The 15,321-nt window shown below is 50.4% G+C and carries 14 protein-coding genes; 12 read left to right on the top strand and 2 right to left on the bottom strand.

What is annotated here, in order from left to right; translation table 11 throughout:
* Positions 1-45 precede the first annotated feature (45 nt).
* The 3 genes from GC097_RS23420 (at position 46) to GC097_RS23410 (ending at position 3,179) form a co-directional block, all read left to right on the top strand.
* A complete protein-coding gene (locus GC097_RS23420) occupies positions 46-915 on the top strand; it encodes an inositol monophosphatase family protein (RefSeq protein WP_171685722.1) in 870 nt (289 codons plus the stop codon).
* A 70-nt stretch (positions 916-985) separates the two neighbouring features.
* A complete protein-coding gene (locus GC097_RS23415; protein WP_171685721.1) occupies positions 986-1,393 on the top strand; it encodes a hypothetical protein in 408 nt (135 codons plus the stop codon).
* A 430-nt stretch (positions 1,394-1,823) separates the two neighbouring features.
* Positions 1,824-3,179, top strand: coding sequence for a dicarboxylate/amino acid:cation symporter (locus GC097_RS23410; RefSeq protein ID WP_171685720.1), 1,356 nt, complete (start codon positions 1,824-1,826; stop codon positions 3,177-3,179).
* Positions 3,180-3,307: 128 nt separating this feature from the next.
* Here GC097_RS23410 and GC097_RS23405 read toward each other — a convergent pair whose 3' ends face one another.
* Entirely contained in the window at positions 3,308-4,564 is a 1,257-nt protein-coding gene (locus GC097_RS23405; protein WP_171685719.1) for a BaiN/RdsA family NAD(P)/FAD-dependent oxidoreductase, read from the bottom strand.
* 156 nt (positions 4,565-4,720) lie between these two features.
* The gene (locus tag GC097_RS23400; protein WP_171685718.1) at positions 4,721-5,602 is read right to left on the bottom strand and encodes an FAD:protein FMN transferase; all 882 of its coding nucleotides are present in this window, start codon (positions 5,600-5,602) and stop codon (positions 4,721-4,723) included.
* A gap of 252 nt (positions 5,603-5,854) precedes the next feature.
* On the opposite strand from GC097_RS23400, the gene GC097_RS23395 reads away from it, so the two are divergent.
* The 9 genes from GC097_RS23395 to GC097_RS23355 all read left to right on the top strand — a co-directional run bounded on the left by GC097_RS23395 (position 5,855) and on the right by GC097_RS23355 (position 15,312).
* On the top strand, positions 5,855-6,538 hold the full coding sequence (locus GC097_RS23395; RefSeq protein WP_171685717.1) for a response regulator transcription factor: 684 nt from the start codon (positions 5,855-5,857) through the stop codon (positions 6,536-6,538).
* Positions 6,535-8,073, top strand: a complete 1,539-nt coding sequence (locus GC097_RS23390; protein ID WP_171685716.1) for a sensor histidine kinase — start codon at positions 6,535-6,537, stop codon at positions 8,071-8,073. Before GC097_RS23395 ends, GC097_RS23390 begins: the two co-directional genes overlap by 4 nt.
* 701 nt (positions 8,074-8,774) lie before the next feature.
* The gene (locus GC097_RS23385) at positions 8,775-9,887 is read left to right on the top strand and encodes a hypothetical protein (RefSeq protein WP_171685715.1); all 1,113 of its coding nucleotides are present in this window, start codon (positions 8,775-8,777) and stop codon (positions 9,885-9,887) included.
* Positions 9,888-10,085: 198 nt separating this feature from the next.
* On the top strand, positions 10,086-10,970 hold the full coding sequence (locus tag GC097_RS23380; protein WP_171685714.1) for a LysR family transcriptional regulator: 885 nt from the start codon (positions 10,086-10,088) through the stop codon (positions 10,968-10,970).
* A gap of 149 nt (positions 10,971-11,119) precedes the next feature.
* The gene (locus GC097_RS23375; RefSeq protein WP_171685713.1) at positions 11,120-12,001 is read left to right on the top strand and encodes a transporter substrate-binding domain-containing protein; all 882 of its coding nucleotides are present in this window, start codon (positions 11,120-11,122) and stop codon (positions 11,999-12,001) included.
* Between the two features lie 41 nt (positions 12,002-12,042).
* Positions 12,043-12,819 (top strand): amino acid ABC transporter permease, encoded by a 777-nt coding sequence (locus GC097_RS23370; protein ID WP_171685712.1) that lies wholly within the window; start codon positions 12,043-12,045, stop codon positions 12,817-12,819.
* Positions 12,816-13,526 carry an amino acid ABC transporter permease gene (locus GC097_RS23365; protein ID WP_171685711.1) on the top strand — a complete coding sequence of 237 codons (711 nt, stop codon included), beginning with the start codon at positions 12,816-12,818 and terminating at the stop codon, positions 13,524-13,526. The genes GC097_RS23370 and GC097_RS23365 overlap by 4 nt, the downstream gene beginning before the upstream one ends.
* Positions 13,523-14,275: an amino acid ABC transporter ATP-binding protein gene (locus tag GC097_RS23360; protein WP_171685710.1), complete on the top strand. Its 753-nt coding sequence runs from the start codon at positions 13,523-13,525 to the stop codon at positions 14,273-14,275. The genes GC097_RS23365 and GC097_RS23360 overlap by 4 nt, the downstream gene beginning before the upstream one ends.
* Before the next feature lie 26 nt (positions 14,276-14,301).
* Complete coding sequence (locus GC097_RS23355; RefSeq protein ID WP_171685709.1) at positions 14,302-15,312, top strand: LLM class flavin-dependent oxidoreductase; 1,011 nt, start codon at positions 14,302-14,304, stop codon at positions 15,310-15,312.
* Positions 15,313-15,321 lie beyond the last annotated feature (9 nt).

Genomic DNA, 15,321 nt, shown 5'->3' with positions numbered 1-15,321 from the left:
AAAATGGTTAAAGCGGACTAAATGATTAAAAGGGGCCCTGAGGAAATGAATCGCAACGAGTGGTCATTGGCTAAGGAAGTTGCCGTGAAAGCGGCGTCCAAAGCAGGAGATTTGGCAAGAGAGCATTTTGGCGGTAAGTTGACAGTTCAACATAAGGATGAGCGCGGCGATTTGGTTACGGAGGTTGATGTGAAGGCGGACCGGTTGATTGTAGATGAGATCATGGCGGTTTTTCCGACCCATCGCATCTACAGCGAAGAAGCCGGGGAAGGCGGCGCGGCCAGCGATTGGGTTTGGCATGTGGACCCGTTGGATGGAACGAATAACTTCGCTTTGGGAATACCGCTGTATGGAGTTTCCATCTCGTTAAGCTATCAGGGCCGGATTGTACTCGGCGTTGTTCATGATTCGGCTCTTGGGATTACATACGCTGCCTTGAAGGGAGAAGGCTCTTGGCAGGATGGCATCCAGCTGGCGGCGAAGCCGAGCGGAGCACTGGCTAAATCCACCCTCTCCTGGATTCAAGGGCATGCCGTTGGCAAAGACGACCAAGGAGCGTTAACGCTGAGGCATCATCTCGAACATTCCGTGAAAAGGGTGCTGCGCATGTGGGCTCCTTCTTTGACTTGGGCGATGCTGGCCAGAGGCGACCTGCACGGTATTGCCCTGTACAACTCTGAAGGCGAGGATTTGTATGCGGGTTTGCTGCTTGCGCAGGAGGCGGGCGTGAAGGTGACGGATTTTGACGGCAATTCGCTTGACTTGCTTGGCGAGGCGGGTGCGGCAGGAGAAGGTGCGAATGCAAGATGCAATGAGGGAGTCGGCAATGGGCAGGGCAAGCCGGCTTACATCGTGGCTGCTGTGCCAGAGTACCATGCGGAGCTGCTCCAAATCGTGCAGCAAGCCATCAAGTAGAATAGGCGAAGAACAAGTTGCAGAAGCTAATGGCAGACTTTTCATTTAGAGGAAGAAAGGATGCTATGAGATGACGAACTTTGTTCCAATCTTTTTTGAATTTGATAAAGAGCGGGATGCGCTTCTGGCGCTCGACACACTGGAGGAGCTCGGCTATAAGCCGGAGCTGCTAGAAGGTGAGCGGACGACGCTGCATATCCATCTCGATGACCAGGAAATGACCTCGGCGCTCGAGATCGCGCAGTCGCACGGCGGACGCCTGGTGGAGCGGGAGCCCCAGCAGTCCGAGCCATCGACCTTCGCTATGGCGTACGATTTGGAGGGCTCCATCCGCATTCCGGCGCACACCGTGAATGAGGACTGGCCCGACAGCTACGCCTCAGCGCGAGACGCCGACGCCGTGCCGAGCGAGGAAGAAGCGGCATTCGACCCGTCCTCGGATGATTATAACCATTTCAGCGCCGGTATTCGGATCTGAAATAGGGCTGATGGAGCGAATGGGAACTATAGTCCTCTATTTCTTATGCAATCGACGTTTCATCCCATGAGCGGGAACTATGGTCCGCTATTCTAACTAGTTGGGCACCAGTATGCGCTTTTTGAGGGCAATTAGACCCTGCAGTTCCGTCTAAAGCCCAAATACAGCCTATTTAGCTCAAATAGCGCCCTGTAGTTCCCAATCGCTGTTGATTCCTCGGCAAAAGGGGAGGGGCGCGGCATACAATGTAATTTTTGTTCGTGATTGGACAAGTATTATGCTTAAAAACCGCATTTTATCTCGGATTTCCGAGGGTAAAATTCGGTTTTTTTGCTCTTTCTTAAAATTAACCATTGACATGTAACTTCTTCTGTCATATTCTTATCCCATAAAACCGAGTAAGAACGTAGGAATTAAGGAGATGATTCTAGTGAAAAACAACCTGGTCACCGCATTTTCAACGAACTGGGTCAGCTTAGTCGTATCAATACTCATTATTGGTTTGCTCGTTTTCTTGGGAAGAAAAAGAGTAAGCTTCGGTAACCGCGTGTTCATCGGATTAGGTCTTGGTCTCGTGGCCGGTGTAGCGTTCAACCAATTGCATTTGGAGTACAAAAGTGTCTCCACGATCGGAACGATTTATGTTAACTTGATCAAAATGCTCGTTATGCCTCTTGTACTTATCCTAGTTATTAACAGTATTTCCTCTCTATCCAGTCTAGGCCAGCTTCGCAAGCTGGGGCTGAAAACAATCGGCTGGTTCTTGTTGACGACAGGAATTGCAGCGATCATCGGTTTGGTCGTTGCGCTGGCCATCGATCCGGGTAACGGGATTGCACAGGCTGTTCCGAAAGATTTTAAAGTAAGAGAAATTCCGACGTTCTCCCAAGTTATTCTGGATTTGGTGCCATCCAACCCGATTAACGATATGGCGACAGGAAAAGTCGTACCGGTACTGATCTTCGCGATCTTCGTAGCCGTAGCGATTGTGCACGTTGGTTCCAAGAAGCCGGAAAGCGTAGCAGCCGTTAAAGCGTTTATTACATCCGCAACAGCGGTGATTCACCAAGTCGTTAAGTATGTTATTCGTTTGACACCTTACGGTGTGTATGCACTGATCGCGGGTATGGCGGCGAAATACGGCCTGGAAACACTTGCTCCACTGGCTAAAATTATCGTCACTTCTTATGTAGCCTTGCTCATTCACTTCGTATTGATTTTCGGAGGCTTGGTGCTTCTAGTAGCGAAAGTTAACCCTATTAAGTTTTTCAAAAAAGCGTATCCGACGATCGCTGTCGCATTCACAACACGAAGCAGCTATGCAACGCTGCCGGTGAACTTGGAAGTTATCACGAAGCGCCTTCGCGTATCGCCGCGTATTGCCAGCTTCGTAGCACCTCTCGGCGCGACAATGAACTTCAACGGCTGCGGCGGCGTTTGGCCGGCGGTTGTGGCGATTTTCGTAGCGAAGGTTTACAACCTTCCGCTTAGCGCGTCCGAGTATATCATCCTGATCTTGGTCAGCGTCATTTCCTCCATTGGTGTGGCCGGCGTTCCGGGACCAGCAGCCATTTCGACGACAGTTGTATTGACGGCTCTTGGCTTGCCTTTGGAAGGTATGGGTCTTGTGCTTGGCGTCGAGGCGCTGATCGACATGGGTCGTACAGCAGTTAATGCAACAGGTACAACAGTTACAGCTTTGCTTGTAGCGGAGTCCGAAGGCGAATTCGACCGCGCGGCGTTTGATCGTGACGAGGAAGATGATCTTGAAGCGGCAACAGCTTAATTCGATATAAAAAGAAGAAGGACCTGCATCCGGTGGATGCGGGTCCTTTTTCTTTCATATCAGCTAGCGGTAGTATTTCCTGTTAATCAAAGTCAGCCGCCCCAAAGACCGTCAACTGACGGTTTTTCTCATTGCTGCGCCGCGCTCTGGCCGGCCATATATCCAGTCGAGAAGGCAGCCGTAATGTTATAACCGCCTGTGTAGCCATGTATATCAAGCACCTCTCCGCAGAAATACAGTCCGTTCACCAGCTTCGACTGCATGGTGCTCGGGTCGATTTCTTTGAGATGCACGCCGCCGCCTGTAACGAAAGCTTCTTCGATCGAAAGCGTTCCGTGAATGTGCACGGGGAATGCTTTCATGAGCTTGCAAAGGTCAAGCCACTTTTGCTTCGGAATGTTGTCGTACGTGAGCTGTTCGTCCAATCCGGACCGCTCCAACAGCATCGGGATCAGACGCTCGGACAGGAGCGGTTTCAGCACGTTTTTGATCGCCTTTTTGGCATCGGTTTTCGCCATCGACATGCTTTCCTTATACAAATCATCCATGCTCAGATCGGGGAAGAGGTCTACGGTGAGCAGAACTTCCTTACGCTCGGTTTTGGCAAGCTCCTTAACAACGAATTGGCTGCAGCGCAGGGCAATCGGGCCTGACAACCCAAAGTGAGTGAAAAGCATATCCCCCCGGTGGGAGATGACGGCCTTTCCTTTGGCGTTCCACACGGACAGCGTTACCTCCCGCAAGGAAAGCCCTTGCAGCTCACGGCTGCGGATCCATGCTTCCTTCGAGGTCAGCGGAACCTCGGTCGGAAAGAGCTGCGTAATCGTATGCCCGCCGGCCTCGGCCCACGCATAACCGTCTCCGGTGGAGCCGGTGTGCGGGACAGAGCATCCGCCCGAGGCGATGACAACAGCGCGGCTGTTCATCTTCTCGCCCGAGTGGAGCTGGACGCCTTGGACGCTGCCGTCTTGGTACAGGACCCTTTTGACCGGGCTGCTCATCCGGATCTCGACACCCTGCTTGCGAACTTGGCCGATCAACGCGTCTACGACGGTTTTGGCCTTGTCGCTGACAGGAAACATACGGCCGTTATCCTCTTCTTTCAGCCGGATCCCAAGACCTTCAAAAAAATCGATGATGTGCCTGTTGCCAAACTGCGTCAAAGCACTATATAGGAAGCGCCCGTTGCCCGGGATATGCTTAATAAGTTCATCCATGTCTTTGTTATTGGTTACGTTGCACCTGCCGCCGCCGGAGATGCCGAGCTTGCGGCCGAGCTTATCCCCTTTGTCCAGGAGGAGAACCTTGGCTCCTTGGCGGCTTGCCGCGATACTGGCCATGAGGCCGGCCGAGCCTCCGCCGATGACGATGACATCATAAATCATAGAATACCTCGAGTTCATTTTTGAAAAATTGTATCATGATTTCGTTCTTACTCACAACCTGTGGATAAGTTGTTGATAAAATCGCGAAATTTGTGGGTAAATCATAATTCCATTGTGGATAATGTGAGCAATTATGTGGATAAGGGTTGCATAACCTTAAGATACCTTATCTTGAAAGTGATAATGGTCGATGCGCATGTCCAGCCATCTTCGTTGGAGCGAAGCTTTTTTCCCGAAATAATGCAGCTCTTGTTTGGCCGTCAGCACAACGGCTTCGCACATGGAGGTGCGTTTAGCGAGCAGTGCCAGCCCTTCGTCTACGCCGAGTCTGGCCAGCGTTCTTGCCCATACATGGCACTCCACGAGATCTTGACCGGCAACGGTGCACTGCACGACATCGGTTTCTGTGCTTGCCTCCGGATTTTCCAAGTGGCTGTAGGTGGAGAGGGAGCCCTCGGGCAGAGCGACGGCACCCAGCTTGGCGTCCCCTTGCCAGGGGCTTTGAATGCCGATAATCCACGGGTCTATCCCCTCCGAGCTCCGGCCCCAAACAGTGATCTCTCCTCCGGCCAGAACGAGGCCTTGATCCAGGGAAAGATCTCTCCGCATATATTCGGCTAAGCGTTTAACCGCCCAACCGTGTTCTAGTCCTTTTAAATGAATGTTCGTATTCTGAGGGAGCCTAATGGATTTATTAGCCGGATCTACTTCCCACTCTAGAAGCGGAGCAGCCTGCATGCCGTTATTTAAGAGAGGCTTATAGAAGCCATCGGTTACCGCTTGGTACATTTCAGCTAAAAAAAGGACCTCTAGCATCGTATTAGAGACCATGCAATTTTCGCCCGCTAATGTATTCAGGAGCGAGATCTCACTGTCAGCCAGCATAGGGTTGAATCGCTTTTCGACATGGCGAAACCAATCGTCGGTTAACTTGGTAATGAGCGTGCGCTCTTTCTCCTCACAGCGGAGCAGCAATTCGATTTCGGACTCCTGCGTGTGGAAATGAAACGAATGAAAGGAGGGTGTAGTTGGCTCCATAAGGTTTTCCTCTTTTCTTTGATGTCCTCACATTGATGAACCTAATTATAGATGGATAAACTGAGATCCAATTGATAGTTAGCTGAAGAAATACTGAAAAATCTGGCCCAACCGGATGGGGAGGAGGCGCCGGCCAAGGGATTCTTACATTCAGCAACCTTTCAGCTTCTGCTCAGGTTGCTTTTAGGCAGGATATGGGATACTGACTATAGAAATCGTCTAAGTATCGAATCGAACACGGGAGGAACACCCATGCGCCAATTAAAAGGAATCAAAATTTTGCTCGTTGACGACGAGCCTCATATTTTAGAGTTTTTGGAATTAGGTCTGACGAATGAAGGCTTCGAGGTCATGACCGCAGCGGATGGCCTTTCCGCCATTACGACATGCAACAAATTTCAGCCGCATATCGCCATTCTGGATGTGATGATGCCGGGGATGGACGGGTTCGAAGTATGCCGCATGATCAAAAAAACGGAAAACGTCGCCGTCATCATGCTGACAGCGAAGGACGAAATTGATGATCGCGTGAAGGGGCTTACGATCGGCGCAGACGATTACATGGTCAAACCGTTCAGCTTTGAAGAGCTGCTGGCCCGCATTTATGCGCGAATTCGAAATCATTTTCCGAATCTGTTCGGCGAGGTTGTGATCGGACCGCTTCGTATGGATGACCGGCGCAAGGAGATCAGCCTCCATGATAAAGTGCTGGAGCTGTCCCCTACGGAGTATGAATTGCTTAAATTTATGGCCATCAATCATGGACTTGTGCTAAGCAAATCGATGATTCTCGATAAGGTTTGGGGCTATGACTTTGGAGGCGAAGAGAACATTGTGGAGGTGTACATCCGGTCGCTGCGCGATAAGCTGAACGATAAAGAACATAAGTTGATTCGTACGATTCGCGGCGCAGGTTACCGGATGGATTTGGCATGAGAAGGAAGGGCCGGTTTGCCGATCTATTTGTGACGGGCTCTTTGAAATTTCAGCTGCTGTCCAGGACCCTGCTGGTCCTGTCTGTGCTGCTGCTGCTCATCGGTGTTTTTCAATATGTCGTCATGCAGCGTTTCATGTATCAGAACAAAGCGGAGACGATTCGCAATCAGCTTGCTGCGCTCCCCCCGAACATGTGGCGTTTGGGAATGGTAGCAGGAGATCCGCAAAGCCCAGTGTTCCCCAAACCGGATGCGAATCGCGATAACCGGTCCGGTTTTGGGAACGCTCAGGAGCGGATTTTCGTATCGGAATTGTCGATTGCTTTTATAGATGAAAGAGGGAATTATAAACTCATTTCCTCACCGTTCGAGCAGCCGACACCTCAGTTGACGCAAGAGGAATATATGTCGCTCATGCAAAAGAAAACGAAGCTGGATCACCGCATTATCAAGGATGAAAGCGGCAATGCTCAGCTCGTTGTCTTTCATCAGATCGGCGGAGAGCCCGAACGATCCCGCGGAGGACCCGGCGGACCTGGCGGGCAGGGTATTCAGGGCCTCATTCAAGCGAGCATCAGTGTCGCCCCGATCCGGGATGTGCTGGTACAGCAGCTGCTTACTTTTATTTTCCTGTCTTTGTTAGCGATGGTGTTCGGTCTGTTGGGCTTCCTCCCCGTCCTGCGGCGAACGCTCGTTCCGCTCTCCAACATGGTGGAAACTGTAAAGCAGATTGATGCAGGCAATCTCAATGAACGGTTCCCAGCGAATCAGGGACAGGTGGAAATGGATCGTCTGGCGGCCTCTTTTAATGGGATGTTAGAGCGGTTGGAGGTTTCTTTCGAGGCGGAAAAAGAAGCGAAGGAGCTCATGCGCCGCTTTGCGGCAGACGCTTCACATGAGCTGCGCACGCCGCTGACTTCTATTCACGGTTTTCTGGAGGTGCTGCTGCGCGGGGCGTATCAACAACCGGAGCAGTTGTTGAAAGCTCTGAAAAGCATGCACGGCGAATCCGTCAGGATCAACAAATTGGTCGAGGATCTGCTTTTGCTCGCGCGGCTTGACCGTTCACCTACCTTCCAGAAGACGGAAGGGGTGCTCGACGAGACGCTGCATGAAATGGAGCCTCAACTTCGTCTACTGGCAGGAGACCGAACCGTCACTTTCCGCTTAGCGCCTCAGACCCGATGTCTGTATGATCCAGATAAAATCAAGCAGGTTGTGCTCAACTTGTTTCACAACGCCGTTCAGCATACGTCCCCTTCCACGGGGCAGGTCGGGCTGACGCTCACGCAAACGCCATCGTTCGTAGAAATTGCGGTCCATGACAACGGAGAGGGGATTTCCCCTGAGCATCTCCCGCATCTATTTGACCGGTTCTACCGCATCGATACCTCCCGTGCAAGACGGAGCGGCGGCGCAGGCTTGGGCTTATCGATCACCCATTCCATTGTTCAGCTTCATGGCGGATCGATCGAAGTACGTAGTGTAGTCGGGGAGGGGACCACCTTTAAAGTGCTGCTCCCTGCGACTAAATGAAAGAAGCCCTATCTCGGCGCTTGTGCCGGGGTGGGGCTTTTATGCGCTGTTTAGGAGGGGGGGACTCCACAATAACGGGAAAACCTCCTGCTATTTTGAGATGGTTTTAGATGTAAGAGAATTTAACTGGAAATGTTCCGGCTATATTGCTCTTACACAATGTTTTTTTTGGGGAATCCTGCCATTTAGCAGGAGGAATTCCGGTTAAACGTCGTGTAAACCCAGATCCGGTTGAAATAACGGGAGTTTTTCCTATGGAAGATGGAGGTTGACCCGCTGCGCTTTAACTTATGATTTTTATGGGAACTACAGGGCTCTATTTGTGCCAAATCGGAAAGATCTGGTTCCGGAGTAGAACTGTGGGGTCTTATTTGCCCGGAAAAGGCTGCAATTAGCTGAAAGTGATCAAATAGCGGACCGTTGTTCCCACTCAATTGCCAAATTGACACTTGGACGATGAATAGCGGATCATAGTTCCCTCTCCCTCGTGAAAATGGATTGTTTCGGACAGAGGGATACCTGATACGTGGACAATTTCAGCCCATTCGGGTTAGCATCCCATGTCAATTTCCTTTTTCAGCCAATCCTCAGAATCCTCTCAACCAATCTTCAGTTTATGCTCAGATCAGATTCAGATTAGGCGTCTATACTTGGTTTTGTAAGGAAGAAACAAATAATAAACGAAAAGGTGGAAACAAACGATGAAAAATATCTCCAGAAAAATTCTTACAGGTTCATTGATCGCTTCTTTTGTACTTGGTGTCGGTTTTGTTGGAGCCCTACATAATCAGGCATTTGCAGATACGGTAACAAGCGGTTCCACGAGTGCAACGGGTCAAAAAGCAGGTCCGGGCAAAGGAGCTAGAGACTTCGGAGGAGATCGCGGCGGTTTCCGCGGCGGGAACGTCATGAAAGAAACAGCAACCATCCTGGGCGTTGAGGAAAGCGCTGTGCAGGAAGCATTGAAATCCGGCAAAACGTTGGCGGCATTTGCAGAAGAGAAGGGCCTGACGAAAGACGACTATTTGCAAAAACTGGTCGCCACAGAGACAGCATCGATCACAGCCGAGGTGACTTCGGGTAAAATCACACAAGAGCAAGCGGACAAAATTGTGAAAGGTCTCTCCGATCAGTTAACGAAGCAGATTGACGGAACCGGGTTCAAAGGCGGCTTCATGGGCGGCTTCCCAGGCGGCGATCGCGGCGGCAAAGGGCATGGCAGCAATCTTCTTGAGCAAACCGCAACCATCCTGGGCGTTGAGGAAAGCGCTGTGCAGGAAGCTTTAAAGGCAGGCAAAACTTTATCAGCTTTCGCGGTGGAAAAAGGATTGACTGAAGCGGACTACGTGGCGAAGCTGGTCGCAGCGGAAACAACAGCGGTCAACGCTGAGGTAACAGCGGGCAAGCTGACGCAGGACCAAGCGGATAAAATGCTTTCCGGCCTCTCCGACCGTATCACCAAGCAAGTGCAAAGCACGCGCCCTGAAGAAGGCTTCGGCGGCCGGGGCGGCGATCATCGCGGACCTGGAGGCCCCGGTGGCTTCGGCGGTGGATTCTTCGGGAACTCTGAAGCTGTAACGCAGATTCTGGGTATCACGCAAGAGGAGCTGAGAACCGAGCTGGAAGCGGGCAAATCCCTTGCAGACGTGGCTGCTGCCAAAGGAATCAGCGAAGATGATCTGATCAGCAAGATCAAAGACTCCATGACGGATAACATCAAGAAACAAGTCGAGCAAAAAGGCTTCGGCCATAAAGGCCAGCAAAGCAAGCCTTCGAATGATGGAGCAGCGCAGGCTCCTGCTGCAACGAACTAAGGCTGAAAAGCTGCTTTCTATCCATGCAGCTTACACGAAACGCCGCATTCCTTCCCCGTTGATACGGGGTATAGGAGGCGGCGTTTTTATATATTGACACCCTATAGGAGATGGCATATAGTAATAACAACTTTAATTCCGAGTTAGTATATAGGAATAATTAAAATTAAATACATTCCTAAGTAATGGGGGCCCTCCATGAATATCGAGAATATTGAAGCATTCGTTTATGTGATTCATTACGGCAGCTTTAACAAGGCGGCGGAAGCGTTGTTCCTGTCCCAGCCTTCCGTCACTGCGCGCATACAATCGCTTGAACGCGAGCTTGATTGCCGGCTATTCGACCGCATCGGGAAGCAGATTTCTTTGACGGATGAGGGGAGAAAGTTTCTGCCTTATGCGCAGCAGCTTCTGCAAACTTTTCAAAAGAGCAAAATCCAATTAAAGCAAAAAAGAACGCTGCCCAATGAGCTCCGGATAGGTTGTACGGTTTCTGTTTCGAACTACATTATTCCCGAATTCGTGCCGAAGATGAAGCGTAAATATCCGGACGTCAATTTCAAGTTAACGACTGCCGTTACGGATGATATTGTCAACAAGGTACTGAACCGCGAATTGGATGTGGGCTTTGTTCGAAACATCAGCCATCCTAATCTCCTGTCGACGAAGGTTTATGAAGATCCAATACGATTATACGTGTATGAGGATCATCCTTTTAGAGGCCGCAGTGCCGTTTCGATTGAAGAGATTGGCGAGCACCCGCTTGTCTTTTTCGAATGCGGCTCCTTGGACTGGATGCGCATCCACCGGTTATTTGCCAGCATGAGCCAGCCTCCGATTATTGAAGTTCAAACGGATAATTTGGAAACGGCCAAGAAATTGGTGCTGCAGCGCGCAGGTATCGCTTTTTTGCCAGCTTTATGCGTCGAACGGGAAGTTCAGAACAAGGAGCTGTTCCCGATTGATTTTCCCGAAATATCGGGTATTTCCCTGCAGACGAACATCATCGCCTTGAACGGGGAGAGCGGGTCGTTTTTCAATAGCGCACTGGATATTTGCCGAAGCATCGCGTCCGTGACTTAAGAAGCGATTCGATTATTGAATATGTATATAGAAAAACTCTATTATCCAGTTGGGGAACTTGATGATAAATTAAATGCATAGCTATAATTCATACAAAACAGGTAGGAATTATAAACATTAAAATAGATGACTATGATGGAGGGTTTATGATGAAGAAACTAACAACACTTGCCGTAACCACACTAGCTTTAGCACTGGTAGCAGCAGGCTGCGGCTCGAAAAGCACGGAAACGGGGGCATCCCCCAAAGCAGCTGCGGCCGAAGGGTCGAAAGCGCCTGCCAACACAGCAGCAGCGGCTGAGCCGGTCAAAGTGAAGAAGATTATCGTTGGAACAGGCACTCAGTTTCCTAATGTGGCGTTCCTGGATAAAGACGGCAAGCTTACCGGTTATGATATTGAATTGGTCAAAGAACTGGATAAGCGCCTGCCGGAATATGAGTTTGAGTTTAAAACTATGGACTTCGCCAACCTGCTCCTCAGCCTCGAAACCAATAAAATCGACTTCGTTGCTCATGAAATTGAGAAGAACAAGGAGCGGGAAGAGAAGTACCTTTTTAATAACGAGCCGTACGCCTATTGGAAAACCAAAGTGATTGTAGCTAAGGACAACACAACGATTAAGTCGATTGATGACCTGAAGGGGAAGAAAGCATTAACGACGGCAACCAGCGCAGAGGCAACCCTTCTTGAAAACTACAACAAAGCCAATAATAACGCGATCAAAATTGTGTATCAAAGCGGCGCAGCGAACGATCTAGTGAACCAGCTGACTACCGGACGCGCCGACGGCGCATTAGGAGCGGATTTCCTGCTTCCTCTCGTGGATCCGCAAAGTAAATTGAAAGCCATCGGTCCCATTATTGAAGAAGCCGAAGTTCGGTTCTTATTCCGTAAAAACGATAAAGACGCACAGATTTTAGCCGATAAGATCGATGCCGCTCTAAAAGCTATCAAAGCGGACGGCACGCTATCGAAGCTTAGCATACAGTGGCTCGGCGGCGACTTTACGAAGAAAGAAGATACGAAATAGTCCGAAGTCAGAGAAGATAAAAGAAAGGTGAGATCGCCATTATGGCAACCCAATTCGATATCACCTATGTATTCGACTTTTTGCCCAAACTGCTGTCCTATATCAACATTACGTTATTCATTGTAGCTTGCTCCATGGGGCTCGGACTCGTCTTCGGGTTCATCATCGCCCTGCCACGGCTGTACAAGGTATCGGTTCTTCAGCGGCTATCGCAGATTTACGTTTCCTTTTTCCGGGGAACCCCGATCCTGATTCAGCTCTTCCTTATTTATTATGGGCTCCCGGAAATATTGAAGGTTATTCAGGTGGACGTTTCCAAAGCGCCGGTACTGACTTTCGTCATTCTGACATTTGCGCTTCACTCCGGAGCTTATATCTCGGAAGTGATCCGAGCTGCAGTGAAAGCTGTTGACCGCGGGCAGATGGAAGCGGCCTACGCCATCGGGATGACGGGGTATCAAGCTTTTACAAGAATTATTATGCCGCAGGCAGTGGCTATTGCTCTCCCTAATTTCACGAACCTGTTGATCGCAAATTTGAAGGATACCTCGCTTGCCTTTTCGCTAGGAGCCATGGAGCTAATGGGGAAAGCACAGACGCTGGGGAGCGCCACGCAGCACTTTATTGAGACTTACATTTCCTTATCCCTTATTTACTTTGTGATATGTTTCGGGCTGGAGAAGCTGTTTGTGTATATCGAGAAACGATTGCTCCAGCATGAACAACCGATTGTTTCCCAAGAACGGCAGCCGCTTGCACGCAGATGGTTCAAGGGCATATGGGCTTCGCAGCCGGACAAAGGAGGCTATCAAGCATGAAGATCGATCCCGCTTTCATATGGACTGCCTTTATCGCGCTGTTATCTGCCCTGCCGACAACAATAGCCATTACAGCCGTATCTGTTTTCTTCGGTTTCATAATAGGAACAGCCGTGGCCTTAATCCGACTATACCGGGTTCCTTTTCTCCATTATATTGCGACGGGGTATGTCACCTTTATCCGTGGGACTCCGATGCTGATGCATCTGCTGCTTATTTATTTCGGATTGCCGATGATCATTGATGCTGTTGCAGCAGCGCTGGGTTGGAGCTTCCGGTCCGTTTCCATTCCGATGATCGGCTTTGCCTTCCTATCTTTCTCCATCACAGCAGGCGCTTATCTGGCTGAGGTTGTGAGATCGGGTATTGTCGCCGTTAACCGCGGACAGATTGAAGCCGCCTATTCCGTCGGCATGACCACGCCGCAGGCGCTGCGCCGCATCGTATTGCCTCAAGCGCTGGCGGTCAGCTTGCCGAACTTATCCAATACGTTGATCGGTATGCTGCATGGATCGACGCTGGCTTTCACTGTTTCCGTAGTCGAAATCAATGCCAAAGCCCAAATTGTAGCAACGACCAACTGGAAGTTCTTCGAGGCCTATATCGCTGCAGCGCTGCTGTTCTGGGGCATCACGTTCGTTATAGAGAGAGCGGCAGGCTTGCTCGAAAAACGAATCAATTCGTATAACAGGGGGGGCGTCGCATGATTCAAATGGCCAATATCACCAAATCTTTTGGCAAGCATGAGGTGCTGAAAGGCATCGACTTATCTGTACAAAAAGGGGAGGTCGTCTGCATCTTGGGTCCCAGCGGTTCAGGCAAAACAACCCTGCTTCGCTGCTTGAATTATTTGGAAAGACCGAATGACGGCGAGGTGACCATCGGGGATTTTACCGTGAACTGCAAGCGCCCCTCCAAAAAGGCGATCCACACGTTACGCCAAAAAACAGCGATGGTCTTCCAACATTACAATCTGTTCAAGCATAAAACCGTTTTGGAAAATGTGATGGAAGGGCTTGTTATCGTCCAGAAGCAGTCCAAAGAAAAGGCGAAGGAAACCAGCGTGAAGATGCTGGAAAAAGTGGGCCTTGGAAGCAAATTGGACGCATATCCAAGCCAACTGTCCGGCGGACAGCAGCAGCGGGTGGGCATTGCGCGGGCGCTGGCCTTGAACCCGGAAGTGATTTTATTCGACGAGCCGACGTCGGCGCTTGATCCTGAGCTGGTTGGCGAGGTGCTGGATGTGATTCAGAAAATTGCTAAAGAAGGCATCACGATGATTATCGTCACGCACGAGATGGGCTTTGCCCGGGAAGTGTCCAATCACGTGGTATTTATGGATGAAGGCGTGATCGTCGAAGAAGGCAAGCCGCAGGATATTTTTGGCGGTGCGAAGGAAGAGCGGACGAGACAGTTTCTGAAAAGATTTACGCCGGAATGGAGCTACAACATATAACGACAAGTCAGAAGGAGTGAACGATCTTGGGAATCAAGCTTAGTATTTTGGATCAAAGTGTCATTTTTCCGGGGGAGACGGCTTCGGATGCTTTTCAACATACGATTTCACTGGTACAGCAAGCTGATAAATTGGGATACCATCGTTTCTGGGTGTCGGAGCATCATGACTCCGAGCAGGTAGCCGGGTCTTCGCCAGAAGTGCTGATCTCTCATTTGCTGGCCAAAACAGAACGTATTCGCATTGGATCAGGCGGCATTATGCTGCAGCACTACAGCCCTTATAAAGTGGCTGAGAATTTTAACGTATTGGCTTCGCTTGCCCCAGGCCGGGTTGATCTTGGCGTAGGCCGCGCACCGGGCGGTCTTCCCCGTTCGACCAAAGCGCTGCAGCAGGGCGTTGTCGAGGCGGCATCCTTATCCGACAAATTAAGCGAACTCCAGCAGTTTGTTCATAATAGGCTCGACGACGATCACCCGCTGAAAGGTCTGCGTGTTTCGCCGATTCCGACAGTCCCTGTGGATATCTTTATCCTCGGAACGAGTGTAGCCAGCGCTCAGTTGGCGGCCGAAGCAGGCCTTCCCTATGTATTCGCTCAATTCATTAATGGCGATCATGCGATTGCCGAGGCGGCATTTGAGGCGTACCAGCAAGGATTCAATGCGGAAAAGGGAACGCAGCCAAAGCTGATTCTCGCGCTTTCCTTGATCGTGGCGGATACGCAAGAGGAAGCGGCCGAACTGGCCGGCGAGTATAAGAATGTCAAAATCCATTTGGAAAATGGCAAAACCTTAACGGTCGGCACGCTGGAACAAGCCGAGGAATACGGCCGCCAGACAGAAGCCAAGTTCACCGTCGAGGTCAAGCAAGCTGAAATTACGAAGGGAACGAAAGAAACTGTGCGCCGGCACTTGTTGGACGTGCAGAGCAAATACGGAATTGATGAATTTATCATCACGACGTCCGTGAAAGATTTTGACAAACGGCTGCGTTCCTTCGAGCTGCTTAGCGAGGCTTTCGCGGAATTACCCGTCTAGTAAGGAAGG

Origin of the sequence: Paenibacillus planticolens (assembly GCF_013141725.1) — a bacterium.
GTDB classification, from domain to species: domain Bacteria; phylum Bacillota; class Bacilli; order Paenibacillales; family NBRC-103111; genus Paenibacillus_E; species Paenibacillus_E planticolens.
Note: the sequence above shows the minus strand (reverse complement) of the source record. Positions and strands in the feature narration are given on the sequence as shown.

Coding starts and splice junctions, on each gene's coding strand:
- GC097_RS23400 (WP_171685718.1), bottom strand. CDS start 5,602: ATGGAGCCAACTACACCCTCCTTTCATTCGTTTCATTTCCACACGCAG.
- GC097_RS23380 (WP_171685714.1), top strand. CDS start 10,086: ATGAATATCGAGAATATTGAAGCATTCGTTTATGTGATTCATTACGGC.
- GC097_RS23390 (WP_171685716.1), top strand. CDS start 6,535: ATGAGAAGGAAGGGCCGGTTTGCCGATCTATTTGTGACGGGCTCTTTG.
- GC097_RS23370 (WP_171685712.1), top strand. CDS start 12,043: ATGGCAACCCAATTCGATATCACCTATGTATTCGACTTTTTGCCCAAA.
- GC097_RS23375 (WP_171685713.1), top strand. CDS start 11,120: ATGAAGAAACTAACAACACTTGCCGTAACCACACTAGCTTTAGCACTG.
- GC097_RS23360 (WP_171685710.1), top strand. CDS start 13,523: ATGATTCAAATGGCCAATATCACCAAATCTTTTGGCAAGCATGAGGTG.
- GC097_RS23395 (WP_171685717.1), top strand. CDS start 5,855: ATGCGCCAATTAAAAGGAATCAAAATTTTGCTCGTTGACGACGAGCCT.
- GC097_RS23385 (WP_171685715.1), top strand. CDS start 8,775: ATGAAAAATATCTCCAGAAAAATTCTTACAGGTTCATTGATCGCTTCT.
- GC097_RS23415 (WP_171685721.1), top strand. CDS start 986: ATGACGAACTTTGTTCCAATCTTTTTTGAATTTGATAAAGAGCGGGAT.
- GC097_RS23365 (WP_171685711.1), top strand. CDS start 12,816: ATGAAGATCGATCCCGCTTTCATATGGACTGCCTTTATCGCGCTGTTA.
- GC097_RS23405 (WP_171685719.1), bottom strand. CDS start 4,564: ATGATTTATGATGTCATCGTCATCGGCGGAGGCTCGGCCGGCCTCATG.
- GC097_RS23420 (WP_171685722.1), top strand. CDS start 46: ATGAATCGCAACGAGTGGTCATTGGCTAAGGAAGTTGCCGTGAAAGCG.